Origin of the sequence: Microbacterium sp. 22242 (genome assembly GCF_052045495.1) — a bacterium.
In the GTDB taxonomy this organism is placed as follows: Bacteria; Actinomycetota; Actinomycetes; order Actinomycetales; family Microbacteriaceae; genus Microbacterium.
Genome location: NZ_JBQEOZ010000013.1, coordinates 16644 through 30120, shown reverse-complemented (window position 1 = coordinate 30120; position 13477 = coordinate 16644). Strand labels below are relative to the sequence as shown.

Below are 13477 nucleotides of genomic sequence, written 5' to 3'. Positions count from 1 at the left end.
CGGGCCACCAGGTGGTGTTCGCGGACATGCGCCGAAACTACCACACGGATCCCGTCCAGCCGCGCCCGGGTAACCTGTATGACGTGCCAGCTGTCAACCTCGGGATGCCTCGGATCCCCGACGTCCTCGCCCCGCGCCGCAAGAGCCGCCAGATCAGGGTCGGCAAGGTCCTCGTCGGCGGTGACGCTCCCATCAGCGTCCAGTCGATGACCACCACGAAGACGACCGATATCAACGGGACGCTGCAGCAGATCGCCGAGCTGACGGCCTCCGGCTGCGAGATCGTGCGTGTCGCCGTGCCGTCTCAGGACGACGCCGACGTGCTGCACATCATCGCGAAGAAGAGCCAGATCCCGGTCATCGCCGACATCCACTTCCAGCCGAAGTACGTGTTCCAGGCGATCGATGCCGGCTGCGCGGCCGTGCGCGTGAACCCGGGCAACATCCGCAAGTTCGACGACCAGGTCGGCGCGATCGCTCGGGCGGCCAAGGACGCGGGCGTCTCGCTGCGGATCGGCGTGAACGCCGGATCCCTGGACCCTCGGCTGCTGGAGAAGTACGGCAAGGCGACGCCTGAGGCGCTCGCCGAGAGCGCGCGCTGGGAGGCGTCGCTGTTCGAGGAGCACGACTTCCACGACTTCAAGATCTCGGTCAAGCACAACGATCCGGTCGTGATGGTGAAGGCGTACCGCCTGCTCGCGGCGATGGGCGACTGGCCGCTGCACCTCGGCGTCACCGAGGCAGGGCCCGCGTTCCAGGGCACGATCAAGAGCGCGACCGCGTTCGGGATCCTGCTCGGCGAGGGGATCGGCGACACGATCCGGGTCTCGCTCTCGGCGCCGCCCGCCGAGGAGGTCAAGGTCGGCCACCAGATCCTGCAGTCGCTGAACCTGCGTGAGCGCAAGCTCGAGATCGTGTCGTGCCCCTCCTGCGGGCGCGCGCAGGTCGACGTCTACACGCTCGCGGAGAACGTCACGGAGGGTCTGAAGGACATGACCGTGCCGCTGCGCGTCGCCGTGATGGGCTGCGTCGTGAACGGCCCGGGCGAGGCGCGTGAGGCCGACCTCGGAGTGGCGAGCGGCAACGGCAAGGGGCAGATCTTCGTCAAGGGCGAGGTCATCAAGACCGTCCCCGAGGAGGACATCGTGGCCACGCTCATCGAGGAGGCCAACCGGATCGCCGATGAGATGGGGCCCGCGGCTCCGGTCGGCACGGCGCAGGTCGTCACGAGCTGATGCCGCGCAGCACCGTCGTCACGTTCCCCTCGGGATCCCTCGTCGAGCCGGCGACCGTCGTCGGCGCGCAGCCGGCGGATCAGGGCTCGGTCGTGGTCCTGGACCGGACGCCGTTCCACCCGGTCGACCACACCTGGCCGGATCAGCCCGGCGACAGCGGGACGCTGCGCGTGGACGGCGTGGAGTTCGCGGTGACCGAGGCGGTCATGGCCGCGGTGAGCGATGAGGGCGCGCCCGCGGTCGGCGCGGAGATCCCCGTCAAGCGCGGTGCCGACGGCTGGACCTGGCTCGTCGGACACCGGGTGGACGCGGCACCCGGCGCGCTCCCGGTCGGCACGACCGTCGAGGCCGTGGTCGACGCGGGGCGCCGCTCGGGTCTCAGTCGCGGGCACACGGCCTGCCACCTGGCCTCGCTGGCGCTGGACCTCGCGGTCGCGGATCTGTGGCGCAAGGATCCCGGATCCGACGCGCTGGGCACCCCGGACTTCGAGGGCCGCGCGAACCAGACCAGCTTCATCCACGAGGACGGCGCGGTCGACGAGTATCGGCTCGGCAAGAGCCTGCGCAAGGCGGGGTTCGACACTGAGGGCCTCGCCGCGACGCTGGCTGAGCGCGAGGAGCGGATGAACGCGCAGCTCGCCCGGTGGGTGGCCTCGGCGGCTCCGAGCCGGATCGAGGTCGAGGGCGAGACGATCGTGGACCGGCGCCGGTGGGTGTGCGAGCTTCCCGAGGGCACGGCCGCGATCTTCTGCGGCGGCACGCACGCGACCTCGCTGGCGGAGTTCGCGTCCATCCGGGTCTCGCTGGATCTCACGGATCCGCAGCTGCTGGTGATGACCACGGTGGCGACACCCGCCTGAGAGTCGCGGGACGGGGGCGGCCTCCTCAGGCGGCTCCCTGTTCCCGTCGCAGGGCGCGCGCCCACACCTCCTGGTGCGCGCCGACGTAAGCCGACGCGTTCGCCCAGTGCGTCCCGTGGCCGTTCACGAGCATCGATCCCCACGGCTCCACGCCGTCGCGGTGCGAGGTTCGCAACAGGTCCAGCATCGCCGTGGTCCGCTCCTGCATCGCCGCGGGAAGAGCGGCGCGGAGGGTGTCGTCGGCGCGGTAACCGTCGACGAATGCGGCGAGATCGCGGGCGGCGGATGCGGGAGGCACCGTGGCATCGTTGAGCGTGAAGGCCTGGGCCGCGTAGGCGAGATCCCAGAGACGCGTGCTCGGGCCCGCGCCGTCCCAGTCGATGAACACCCAGCGTTCGCCGACGAGGAGATTCCACGGGGCGAGGTCGTTGTGGCAGATCAGCTCTGCGCCCGGAGCGGCGATCGGGGTGTCCCACGTCGCGTCCGCCGCCGGAACGTACGAGGCGGCGGCATCGTGGATCCGCCGGACCATTCCCCCCGCACGAGCGAACTCGGACGGCGTCAGGCGGGGCAGCGCGACGGCGAGGTCGCCGGGGACGTACTCGATGATCTGGCGCCCGAGACCGTCCCTCCCCAGCGGGGTGGGCGCGTCGACGCCGCGTTCGCGCAGGGTCGTCACGAACCTCACGACGTGCTCGGTCGCCGGCGTCCACGACTTCCGCACCGTCCGCCCGATCCGGACGACGGCACCGCCCGCGTTTCCGCCCGGCAGCGGCGCTTCCTGCTCATCCGGCTCGGACAGCGGCAGATCAGACTGCGGCAAACGAGACCTGCCCCTTCGCGATGTCGACCGCGAGCAGTCTCACCCGGATCGTGGCGCCGGCGGCTGCGGAATCCGGCAGCTCCATCGACGTCGTCACGGGAGGATCGGCGAGCTGCACGCTCCCGTGGCTGCCGTTGCGCCGGATCACGGTCACATCGAACGTCTCGCCCACATGCGGCGTGAGCAGGGCCGCCTCGACGAGGTCGATGGTCCGCGAGTTCAGCGCGGAGGACCGCTGCGCCGACTCCCGCATGAGGTCGGGCACCTGCGGCAGGCTCTCGCGCACCCACGCCGGGACCTCCTCGCCCCTGCTCACGGCCAGCGAGATCGTGAGCGACCACCGGTCCACGAGCCGGCGCAGCGGAGCGGTCGCGTGCGCATACGGCGCCGCGATCGCCGCCTGCGTGGTCTGGGCAGGCGCCTCGCCGTCGAACGAGACGTAGCCGGCGCCCCGGAACAGTGCGGACGCCGCCTCCAGGATCGGCAGAGTGCGCGGATCGTCCTTGTCCAGCTGCCGCAGGTAGTCGCCGTACCGTCCCGTGGTCCACGGAACGCCGAGCACCTCCGTCTGCCGCCGGAACGTGTCGAACGCGGCCTCGTCGGGCTGCGGCATCACGCGCAGGATCCCGACCTTCGCCTGCAGCATCAGCTGGGCCGCCGCCATCCCCGTCATCAGCGAGAGCTGCGCGTTCCAGTCCTCCACGGGCCGCGGGCTGCGCCGCTCGATCGCGTAGCTGCCGTCCTCGCGGCGCACGACATCCTCGTCCGGCAGGTTCAGGCTCGCCCCGCCGCGCTGCGCCTCCTGCTCCAGCCGCAGCTTCCCGATCTCCGGGAGGAGCGCGGCGGGGGAGTCGCGGCCGGCGTCGAGGTCGGCCTGGACCGTCAGATAGTCGAGCTTCGCGCGGGAGCGGATCAGGGCGCGCTCGAGGCGCGTGCCGGTGACGGACCCGGCGCCGTCCAGCGTGAAGGTCCAGACGAGGGCTGGGCGGTCGACGTCCGGCAGCAGCGACGCATGGTCCTCGCTGAGGATCGGGGGATGCAGCGGGATCGTGCCGTCGGCGGCATACAGCGTCTCGCCTCTCGCCCGCGCAGCGGCGTCGAGCGCGCCGCCGGGCGCCACGAAGGACGGGACATCGGCGATCGCGTACCGGACCGTGTAGCCGGATCCGCTCCGCTCCAGCTGGAACGCCTGATCCAGGTCCATCGACCCGGCCGGATCCAGCGTGGCGAACGGGACGTCCCGCAGGTCGAGCTCCGGGGCCGGCGGCGTGGCGGCGGCGGCCTCCGCGAGCACCTCGGGGGAGAAGTCCGTCGGCGCGTCGATCTCGGTGCGCAGAGCCGCGAGCGCGGTCGCGAGCTCGCTCTGCGCGGCGGACGGGGCGACGTGGGATCGGCGCTGAGGCATGCGTTCATGCTAGGCCGCCGCGGCAGGGATGAGCGGGCGCTAGCGTGGTCACATGACCAGCTCCGCCGACAAGGCCCGCTCCCTCGCCGCACTGTATGCCGCCCCCGAGATCCTCCGCGTCGTGAACGTGTGGGACGTCGTCTCCGCGCAGGCGATCGCCGCCCTCCCCGAGACCACCGCCATCGCCACGGCCGGGCACTCGATCGCCTCCTCGTTCGGCTATGCCGACGGCGCCATCCCGCGCGAGCTCATGCTCGACATGGTGGGCCGGATCGCCGCCGCCGTCGATCTTCCGGTCACGGCCGACCTCGACGACGGCTACGACGATGCGGGCGAGACCGTGCGCCTCGCGATCGGGGCGGGCGTCGTGGGCGCCAACGTCGAGGACCGGTTGCGCCCGCTCGCCGAGGCCACGGCGAACGTCGAGGCGATGATCCGCGCGGGCGAGGCCGAGGGCGTGCCGTTCGTGCTGAACGCCCGCACCGACGCGTTCGCGCGCGGCGGCGGACGCCCGGTCGAGGAGTCGCTCGCCGACGCGATCGAGCGCGGCCGTGCCTACCTCGACGCGGGCGCCACCTGCGTGTTCGTGCCGGGGATCCTCGACGCGGACACCACCCGCGCCCTCGTCGACGGGATCGGCCGCGGCAAGGTCAGCGTGATCGGCCTGCCCGGCGCGCTCACCTCCGTCGAGTACGAGGCGCTCGGCGTCGCCCGCGTCTCCTACGGCCCGATGCCGCAGCGCGTCGCGCTCACGGCCCTGCAGGACAACGCCGCCGAGATCTACCGCGGCGGCATCATCCCCGCGGGCACCCGCGCGCTGAACTGACCCGTCTCGCGAACCGGCCCGGTCCCGTGCTCCTCGCACAGGGCCGGGCCGTCGGCCTCACTAGACTTGCCCCGTGGTGACTCGTCTCTCGAACTTCTTCCTCCGCACGCTCCGCGAAGACCCCGCCGACGCCGAGGTGGCCAGCCATCGACTGCTGGTCCGCGCCGGCTACATCCGCCGCGCCGCGCCGGGCGTGTTCACCTGGCTGCCGCTGGGCCTCAAGGTGAAGGCGCGCATCGAGGCGATCATCCGCGAGGAGATGTCGAACGCGGGTGCGCAGGAGGTCCACTTCCCCGCGCTGCTGCCGCGCGAGCCGTACGAGCAGTCCGGCCGGTGGGAGTCCTACGGCGACGGCATCTTCCGCCTCCAGGACCGCAAGGGCGCCGACTATCTCCTCGCGCCCACGCACGAGGAGATGTTCACGCTGCTCGTGAAGGACCTGTACTCCTCGTACAAGGATCTGCCGCTCACGATCTACCAGATCCAGGACAAGTACCGCGACGAGGCGCGCCCCCGCGCCGGCCTGCTGCGCGGCCGCGAGTTCACGATGAAGGACGCCTACTCCTTCGACGCGTCCGATGCCGGCCTCGAGGTCAGCTACCAGACGCAGCGCGACGCGTACGAGCGGATCTTCCAGCGTCTCGGCCTGGAGTACGTGATCGTGAACGCCGACAACGGACTGATGGGCGGCGCCCGCAGCGAGGAGTTCCTGCACCCGACTCCGGTCGGCGAGGACACCTTCGTGCGCAGCGACGGCGGCTACGCGGCCAACGTGGAGGCGTTCACGACCGCGATCCCGGAGGCGATCCCGTTCGACGCCGACGCGAGCCCGGTGATCTTCGACTCGCCGGACACGCCCACGATCGAGACGCTCGTGGCGCACTGCAACGCGAACCTCGACGGCGAGTACAGCGCCGCCGACACACTGAAGAACGTGGTGCTCGCGCTCACCCACCTTGACGGCACCCGCGAGCTCGTGGTCGTCGGCCTCCCCGGCGATCGCGAGGTCGACGAGAAGCGCGCCGAGGTCGCGTTCGCCCCGGCCGAGGTCGAGGCGGCGACGGCGGACGACTTCGAGAAGAACCCGCTGCTCGTGAAGGGCTACATCGGGCCGTGGTCGCCCACCGGCGCGATCCTCGGCGAGGAGTCCGCGACGGGGATCCGCTACCTGGTCGACCCGCGCGTCGTCGAGGGGTCGAGCTGGATCACCGGCGCGAACCTCGACCAGAAGCACGCGCACTCGGTCGTCGCGGGCCGCGACTTCGCCGCCGACGGCGTCGTCGAGATCGCGAACGTGCGCGAGGGCGACCCCGCGCCGGACGGATCCGGCCCCGTGGAGCTCGCTCGCGGCATGGAGATCGGCCACGTGTTCCAGCTCGGCCGGTTCTTCGCCGAGACGCTCGGGCTCAAGGTGCTCGACGAGAACGGCAAGCTCGTCACGGTGACGATGGGCTCGTACGGCATCGGGGTGACCCGGATCCTCGCGATCATCGCCGAGCTCAACAATGACGACAAGGGCCTCATCTGGCCCGCCTCGGTCGCGCCGTTCGACGTGCACGTCGTCGCGGCCGGCCGCGACCAGCTCGTGTTCGACGTGGCAGCCGACGTGTCGGCGCAGCTCGAGGCCGCGGGCCTGGACGTGCTCTACGACGACCGCCCCAAGGTCTCGCCCGGCGTGAAGTTCGGCGATGCCGAGCTGGTCGGCGTGCCGCGGGTGCTGGTCGTGGGACGCGGCGCCGCCGACGGACAGGTCGAGCTGTGGGACCGCCGCACCGGCGACCGCGACACGGTCTCGATCGCCGACGCGGTGCGGGCGCTCACCGTCCGCTGAGCGGCGCGAAGGCCATGGATCCCGTCAGCACCGCGGCCTGGCTCCGCGCGCAGCCGTCCCTCACCGGATCGGCTCCCGCGCTCGATCCCGGCGCCCTGCCGGAGGATCCGATCGCGCTGTTCCTGGACTGGGTCGCCACGGCGGCCGACGCCGGCGTGGCCGAGCCGCACGCGGCCACGCTCGCGACGGTCGACGCCGACGGGGTGCCGGATGCGCGCACGCTGATCCTCAAGGGCGTGGACGAGCGCGGCTGGGCGTTCGCCGGCCCGCGCTCCTCGGCGAAGGCGCGGCAGCTGGCCGCGAACCCGGCCGCCGCCTTGAACTTCTGGTGGCAGCCGCTCGTGCGCGCCGTGCGCGTGCGCGGACGGGTCGAGGAGGCGCAGGCGGAGGAGAGCGCCGCGGATCTCGCCGCACGCTCCCCGGCGGCCCGCGCCGGGATCGCGGAGGGCGACTGGGCGCTGTGGCGGATCGTCCCCTCCCGGATCGAGTTCTGGCAGGGATCCCCGGACCGCCGGCATCGGCGCATCGTCTACTCGGACGCCGGGCACCGCTGGCGCCGCGAGCCGGGCGACGGGGAAGGCGCACCCGAGGGTGCCGGGCACGAGGAGAAGGCATGAGCGACTACGAGGTCACCGAGATCGGCGCGCTGGACGAGTGGCGCAGCCATCATGGCGGGTTCGACGAGTCCCGCGCACGCGACGGTCGTCGTGTCGTGGACCACGAGCTCACGATGCAGTACATCGGCATGACCGCGAACGCGCTGGAACCGGGGGAGGAGGCCGGCTACTGGCACACTCACTCCCGGATCGAGGAGCTCTACGTGTTCCTCCAAGGGCGCGGGCAGATGGGGGTCGGCGACGACCTGGTCGAGGTCGGCCCCGGGACCGTGGTGCGGGTCGGCCAGGACGTCGTGCGCACCTGGCGGGCGCGTCCGGACAGCCCGGGTCAGCTGCGCTGGCTGTGCATCCGCGCAGGTGGCGAGACGCTCCCGCACCTGCCGGACGACAGCGCCCGCGTGCCGGGGCGGCCGATGCCCTGGGCGTGACCGCGCCCGCTCCCCGCCCGGAACCGTGTGGCGACGGCCGTCGTTCACCCGGCCGTGACACGCTGGAGGCATGACCGACGAACTCCTGCCGCCGGCGCTGCGCGCCGAGATCAACGCCGTGCTCGACGACGCAGGGGTGCACGCGGACCGGCGCCTGATCATGCGGATGCTGCAGACCGCGGTGCTGCTCGGCACGGACGGCACCGACCGGCTCGACCTCAAGATCGCCTCCGCAGCGCTCAGCGAGATGCGCGACGCGTTCCGCCTCTTCGCACCCTTCCACGGCGTGCCCAAGGTCACCGTGTTCGGCTCCGCGCGCACCGCGCAGGAGGACCCGCTGTACCGCCAGGCGAGGGACGTCGCCGCCGCGCTCGCCGCAGAGGGCTGGATGGTCGTCACGGGCGCCGGACCCGGCATCATGCAGGCCGCCGCGGAGGGCGCCGGGCCCGAGCGCTCCCTCGGCGTCTCGATCCGGCTGCCGTTCGAGGAGAAGGCGAACACGATCGTCACCGAGCAGGAGCACGTGGTGGCGATGAAGTATTTCTTCACCCGCAAGCTCATGCTGATGAAGGAGTCGCGCGGCTTCATCTGCCTGCCCGGCGGCTTCGGCACTCTGGACGAGATGTTCGAACTGCTCACGCTGCAGCAGACCGGCAAGGCGGAGCCGATGCCGATCGTGCTGCTCGATCAGCCCGGCGGCTCCTTCTGGCAGGGGCTGGAGCGGTTCGTGACGGAGGACCTCGCTCCCGCGCGGGTGATCTCGCCCGGCGACTTCGACCGCGTCCTGGTCACCGACTCGGTGACCAGGGCGACCGAGGAGATCACCGGGTTCTGGCGCAACTACGACTCGCTGCGCTGGGTGGGCGACGTTCTGGTGCTCCGGCTGCGCGCCGAGCCGACCCACGCCGAGATCAACGAGCTGAACCGCCGGTTCGGGTCCCTGCTGTCCTCGGGGCGGATCGAGCGCTCCACGCCGCTGCCCGCCGAGCTCGCGGACAAGGACGCGCTCGAGCTTCCCCGGCTCGCCCTGCATCTGGATCAGCGCACGGTCGGCGGCCTGTTCCGCCTCATCGGCGCGATCAACGCGCTCGGGTCGGCACGCCCGGCCTGACCGGCCCGCGATCGCGCACCCGACCCGGACCGGGTATCGTTGTACGGATGTCGTGCGTGCACTCATGCGCCGACGAGAGCTGAACAGGGAGGCCGTCATGGATATCGATCTCGGATTGCTGCGCACGATCGAGCGCGAGAAGGAGATCCCCTTCGAAGAGCTCATCGCCATCATCGAACAGGCCGTCCTGACCGCCTACGCCAAGCACGACTCCAACGACGGCGTGCTGCCCGAGGGCACCCGCGTCGACCTCGACCGCAAGACCGGCCACGTGGCGGTGCTGGTCCCCGTCCTCGACGAGGAGGGGGCCGTGATCGGCGAGGAGGATTCCACTCCTGCCGACTTCGGCCGCATCGCCGCCTTCGCCGCGAAGCAGGTCATCAGCCAGCGCCTCCGCGACATCGCCGACGACGCGGTGCTCGGCGAGTTCCGCGGCAAGGAGGGCGACATCGTCGCCGGCGTCATCCAGCAGGGTCCCAACCCGCGCATGATCCACGTCGACCTCGGCTCGGTCGAGGCGATCCTGCCGCCCGAGGAGCAGGTCCCCGGCGAGGAGTACACGCACGGATCCCGTCTGCGCGTGTACGTCACGAGCGTCGCCAAGGGGCTCAAGGGCCCGCAGATCACCGTCTCCCGCACACACCCCGGGCTGGTCCGCAAGCTGTTCGCGCTCGAGGTGCCCGAGATCGCGGCGGGCCTCGTCGAGATCGTCGCGCTCGCCAGGGAGGCCGGACACCGCACGAAGATCGCCGTCCGGGCGAACGACCCGTCGATCAACGCGAAGGGCGCCTGCATCGGCGAGATGGGGCGGCGCGTGCGCGCCGTCACCGAGGAGCTGGCGGGGGAGAAGATCGACATCGTCGACCACCACGCCGACCTGGCGACCTTCGTCGCGCACGCGCTCTCCCCGGCCAAGGTGACCAGCGCGTTCGTGCTGGATGCCGGCACGAAGGCCGTGCGCGCCCTGGTGCCCGACTATCAGCTGTCGCTCGCGATCGGCAAGGAGGGGCAGAACGCACGCCTCGCCGCGAAGCTCACGGGCGCCAAGATCGACATCCAGCCGGACTCCATTCTCGACGAGGCGTGACCGCCCGGTACCGGGCGAACCGGTCTTTCAGCTCCGAGGTGTAAGATGGATCCTGTACGAACGTGTGTCGGTTGCCGCGCTCGTGCATCTCGTACCTCCCTGCTCAGGGTGGTGATCCGGAACGGTGACCTCGTCTTCGACGAGGACGCCGTGCTGCCGGGACGGGGTGCGTGGGTGCATCCGACTCCGGAGTGCGTGGAGGCCGCCCAGCGGCGCCGCGCCTTCGCCCGTGCGCTCCGTGTGTCCACTGCCCTGGAATTCCCGGAAGCAGAGAACATGCAGACCCTCGAGAAACGGCTGAACGGCTATGGAAACAAAGTGAACGGCTCGAAATGAGACCCGTCCGCGACTAGTGGTCTGCCCTGCCAGGGCCGACCGACCCTGACAGGAGAATTGTGGCTGGTAAACCACGCGTGCACGAGATCGCCGCCGAACTCGGCGTCGACAGCAAGTTCGCACTCGCGAAGCTCAAGGAGCTCGGCGAGTTCGTGAAGTCCCCCTCTTCCACGATCGAGCCCCCGGTCGCGCGCAAGCTGCGCGCGGCGATCGAGGCCGACAAGCCGGCCTCCGCCGCGCCTGCGGCCAAGGCTGCCGGCGCCCCGGCGGCGAAGACCGCCTCGGCGACCCCGGCCGGTCCCAGGCCCGGCCCCAAGGCGCCGGCCCCCGGTCCCAAGCCGGGTCCGGCCAAGCCCGCCGAGGCGCCCGCTCCGGCTCCGGCTCCGGCCCCGGAGAAGGCGGAGGCTCCGGCCGCGCCCGCTCCGGCCGCCCCGGCTGCGGAGAAGTCCTCCGCGCCCAAGCCCGGCGGATCCGCGGCTCCCCGCCCCGGCGCTCCGCGTCCGGGCAACAACCCGTTCTCCTCGCAGCAGGGGATGGGATCGCGTCCGGCCGGTCCCCGGCCGGGCAACAACCCGTTCGCCTCGCAGCAGGGCATGGGCCAGCGCCCGACGCCGGGCAACATCCCGCGTCCGCAGGCGCCGCGCCCCGGCTCCCCGCGCATCGGCGGCCCCCGTCCCGGTCCCGGCGGTCGCGCCGGCGGACCCGGTCGTCCCGGTGGCGCCGGTCGCCCCGGTGCTCCGTTCCAGCAGCGCACGGGCGGCCCCGGTCGTCCCGGCGGCGCCGGTGCAGGCGGCTTCCAGCGTCCCGGTGGTGCACCGGGAGCCCCGGCCGGCGGGTTCGCCGGTCGTCCCGGCGGTGGCGGCGGCCGTGGCCGTGGTCCCGGCGGTGGCACCGCAGGTGCCTTCGGCAAGGGCGCGGGCAAGAGCAAGCAGCGCAAGTCGCGGCGGGCGAAGCGGCAGGAATTCGAGATGCGGTCGGCGCCGGTCGTCGGCGGCGTCAACGTCTCCAAGGGCAACGGCGAGATCATCCGCCTGCGCCGCGGTGCGTCCATTGCGGACTTCGCGGACAAGCTCGAGGCGCTGCGCGGCTACACCGTGCAGCCCGGCACGCTCGTCACGATCCTGTTCAACCTCGGCGAGATGGCCACGGCGACCGAGTCGCTGGACGAGGCCACCTTCGAGGTCCTCGGCGAAGAGCTCGGCTACAAGATCCAGATGGTCTCGCCCGAGGACGAGGACAAGGAGCTCCTCGAGGGCTTCGGTCTCGACCTCGAGGCCGAGCTGGAGGCGGAGAGCGAGGACGACCTCGAGATCCGTCCTCCGGTGGTGACCGTGATGGGTCACGTCGACCACGGTAAGACGCGACTGCTCGACGCGATCCGTCAGACCAACGTGATCGAGGGCGAAGCCGGCGGCATCACCCAGCACATCGGCGCCTACCAGGTCTGGACCGAGCACGAGGGCATCGAGCGCGCGATCACCTTCATCGACACCCCGGGTCACGAGGCGTTCACCGCCATGCGCGCCCGCGGTGCCCAGGTGACCGACATCGCGATCCTCGTGGTCGCGGCCGACGACGGCATCATGCCGCAGACGGTCGAGGCGCTGAACCACGCCCAGGCGGCCCAGGTGCCGATCGTGGTCGCGGTCAACAAGGTCGACAAGCCCGAGGCCAACCCGGCCAAGGTGCGCCAGCAGCTCACCGAGTACGGACTGGTCGCCGAGGAGTACGGCGGAGACGTCATCTTCGTCGACGTGTCGGCGCGTGCCGGCACCGGCATCCAGGAGCTCCTGGACGCCGTGCTGCTCACGGCGGACGCCGGCCTGGACCTCACCGCGAACCCGAACAAGGCCGCACGAGGCATCGCCATCGAGGCGAAGCTCGACAAGGGCCGCGGTTCGGTCGCGACCGTGCTGATCCAGTCCGGAACGCTCCGGATCGGCGACGCGATCGTGGCGGGCACCGCCTACGGACGCGTCCGCGCCATGATCGACGAGAACGGCGACGCGGTCGAGGCCGCAGCGCCGTCGCGTCCGGTCCAGGTGCAGGGTCTGAACTCGGTCCCGCGCGCCGGCGACGTCTTCATCGTGACCGACGAGGACCGCATGGCCCGTCAGATCGCGGAGAAGCGCGAGGCCGTCGAGCGCAACGCCCAGCTGGCCAAGGCCCGCAAGCGCATCTCGCTCGAGGACTTCACCCGTGCTCTCGAAGAGGGCAAGGTCGAGACGCTCAACCTCATCATCAAGGGCGACGTGTCCGGTGCCGTCGAGGCGCTGGAGGAGTCGCTCCTCAAGATCGAGGTCGACGACTCGGTGCAGCTGCGCATCATCCACCGCGGCGTCGGTGCGGTCACCGAGAGCGACGTGAACCTGGCGACGATCGACAACGCGATCATCGTGGGCTTCAACGTCCGCCCCGACCCGAAGGCCCGCGAGGCCGCTTCCCGCGAGGGCGTGGACGTCCGGTTCTACTCGGTCATCTACAACGCGATCGACGAGATCGAGAGCTCCCTCAAGGGCATGCTCAAGCCCGAGTTCGAAGAGGTGCAGTCGGGTGTGGCCGAGATCCGCGAGGTGTTCCGCTCCTCGAAGTTCGGCAACATCGCCGGTGTCATCGTGCGATCGGGAACGATCACGCGCAACGCCAAGGCGCGCGTCATCCGCGACGGCATCGTGATCGCCGACGGCCTGGCCATCGAGTCGCTGCGCCGCTTCAAGGACGACGTCACCGAGGTCCGCACGGACTTCGAGGCGGGCATCGGCCTGGGCAAGTACAACGACATCCAGATCGGCGACGAGATCGAGACCATCGAGATGGTCGAGAAGCCGCGCTCCTGAGTGGACCCGGCTGTGCCGGATGGCGTTCCGTACCGAGTCAGTGGGCTTCTGCCCCGGCACTCGGTCCGGAACGCCATCCGG

The 13477-nt window shown here is 71.4% G+C and carries 12 protein-coding genes; 10 read left to right on the top strand and 2 right to left on the bottom strand.

The window, feature by feature from the left end:
- Positions 1–83 precede the first annotated feature (83 nt).
- Positions 84–1235 carry a flavodoxin-dependent (E)-4-hydroxy-3-methylbut-2-enyl-diphosphate synthase gene (gene ispG / locus ACTJJZ_RS13840; protein WP_440721769.1) on the top strand — a complete coding sequence of 384 codons (1152 nt, stop codon included), beginning with the start codon at positions 84–86 and terminating at the stop codon, positions 1233–1235.
- Entirely contained in the window at positions 1235–2095 is an 861-nt protein-coding gene (locus tag ACTJJZ_RS13835) for a hypothetical protein (RefSeq protein ID WP_440721768.1), read from the top strand. Before ispG ends, ACTJJZ_RS13835 begins: the two co-directional genes overlap by 1 nt.
- Positions 2096–2120: 25 nt before the next feature.
- Here ACTJJZ_RS13835 and ACTJJZ_RS13830 read toward each other — a convergent pair whose 3' ends face one another.
- Together ACTJJZ_RS13830 and ACTJJZ_RS13825 are read right to left on the bottom strand one after the other, a co-directional pair.
- Positions 2121–2918, bottom strand: a complete 798-nt coding sequence (locus ACTJJZ_RS13830) for a phosphotransferase (RefSeq protein ID WP_440721767.1) — start codon at positions 2916–2918, stop codon at positions 2121–2123.
- A complete protein-coding gene (locus ACTJJZ_RS13825; RefSeq protein ID WP_440721766.1) occupies positions 2905–4323 on the bottom strand; it encodes an RNB domain-containing ribonuclease in 1419 nt (472 codons plus the stop codon). The genes ACTJJZ_RS13830 and ACTJJZ_RS13825 overlap by 14 nt, the downstream gene beginning before the upstream one ends.
- A 52-nt stretch (positions 4324–4375) precedes the next feature.
- Between ACTJJZ_RS13825 and ACTJJZ_RS13820 the strand changes: the two genes are divergently transcribed.
- From ACTJJZ_RS13820 to infB, 8 genes are all read left to right on the top strand, one after another.
- Positions 4376–5149 (top strand): isocitrate lyase/PEP mutase family protein, encoded by a 774-nt coding sequence (locus ACTJJZ_RS13820; RefSeq protein WP_440721765.1) that lies wholly within the window; start codon positions 4376–4378, stop codon positions 5147–5149.
- A gap of 73 nt (positions 5150–5222) precedes the next feature.
- Positions 5223–6980, top strand: a complete 1758-nt coding sequence (locus tag ACTJJZ_RS13815) for a proline--tRNA ligase (protein ID WP_440721764.1) — start codon at positions 5223–5225, stop codon at positions 6978–6980.
- A gap of 14 nt (positions 6981–6994) precedes the next feature.
- A complete protein-coding gene (locus ACTJJZ_RS13810) occupies positions 6995–7597 on the top strand; it encodes a pyridoxamine 5'-phosphate oxidase family protein (protein ID WP_440721763.1) in 603 nt (200 codons plus the stop codon).
- Entirely contained in the window at positions 7594–8025 is a 432-nt protein-coding gene (locus ACTJJZ_RS13805; RefSeq protein WP_440721762.1) for a cupin domain-containing protein, read from the top strand. Before ACTJJZ_RS13810 ends, ACTJJZ_RS13805 begins: the two co-directional genes overlap by 4 nt.
- A 70-nt stretch (positions 8026–8095) precedes the next feature.
- Positions 8096–9136, top strand: a complete 1041-nt coding sequence (locus ACTJJZ_RS13800) for a TIGR00730 family Rossman fold protein (RefSeq protein ID WP_440721761.1) — start codon at positions 8096–8098, stop codon at positions 9134–9136.
- 97 nt (positions 9137–9233) lie between these two features.
- On the top strand, positions 9234–10223 hold the full coding sequence (nusA, locus tag ACTJJZ_RS13795) for a transcription termination factor NusA (protein ID WP_440721760.1): 990 nt from the start codon (positions 9234–9236) through the stop codon (positions 10221–10223).
- Between the two features lie 45 nt (positions 10224–10268).
- Positions 10269–10559 (top strand): YlxR family protein, encoded by a 291-nt coding sequence (locus ACTJJZ_RS13790; RefSeq protein ID WP_440721759.1) that lies wholly within the window; start codon positions 10269–10271, stop codon positions 10557–10559.
- Between the two features lie 59 nt (positions 10560–10618).
- Entirely contained in the window at positions 10619–13396 is a 2778-nt protein-coding gene (gene infB / locus ACTJJZ_RS13785) for a translation initiation factor IF-2 (protein ID WP_440721758.1), read from the top strand.
- Positions 13397–13477 lie beyond the last annotated feature (81 nt).

Coding starts and splice junctions, on each gene's coding strand:
- ACTJJZ_RS13810 (WP_440721763.1), top strand. CDS start 6,995: ATGGATCCCGTCAGCACCGCGGCCTGGCTCCGCGCGCAGCCGTCCCTC.
- ACTJJZ_RS13800 (WP_440721761.1), top strand. CDS start 8,096: ATGACCGACGAACTCCTGCCGCCGGCGCTGCGCGCCGAGATCAACGCC.
- ACTJJZ_RS13790 (WP_440721759.1), top strand. CDS start 10,269: ATGGATCCTGTACGAACGTGTGTCGGTTGCCGCGCTCGTGCATCTCGT.
- ACTJJZ_RS13820 (WP_440721765.1), top strand. CDS start 4,376: ATGACCAGCTCCGCCGACAAGGCCCGCTCCCTCGCCGCACTGTATGCC.
- ACTJJZ_RS13825 (WP_440721766.1), bottom strand. CDS start 4,323: ATGCCTCAGCGCCGATCCCACGTCGCCCCGTCCGCCGCGCAGAGCGAG.
- nusA (WP_440721760.1), top strand. CDS start 9,234: ATGGATATCGATCTCGGATTGCTGCGCACGATCGAGCGCGAGAAGGAG.
- ACTJJZ_RS13805 (WP_440721762.1), top strand. CDS start 7,594: ATGAGCGACTACGAGGTCACCGAGATCGGCGCGCTGGACGAGTGGCGC.
- ACTJJZ_RS13835 (WP_440721768.1), top strand. CDS start 1,235: ATGCCGCGCAGCACCGTCGTCACGTTCCCCTCGGGATCCCTCGTCGAG.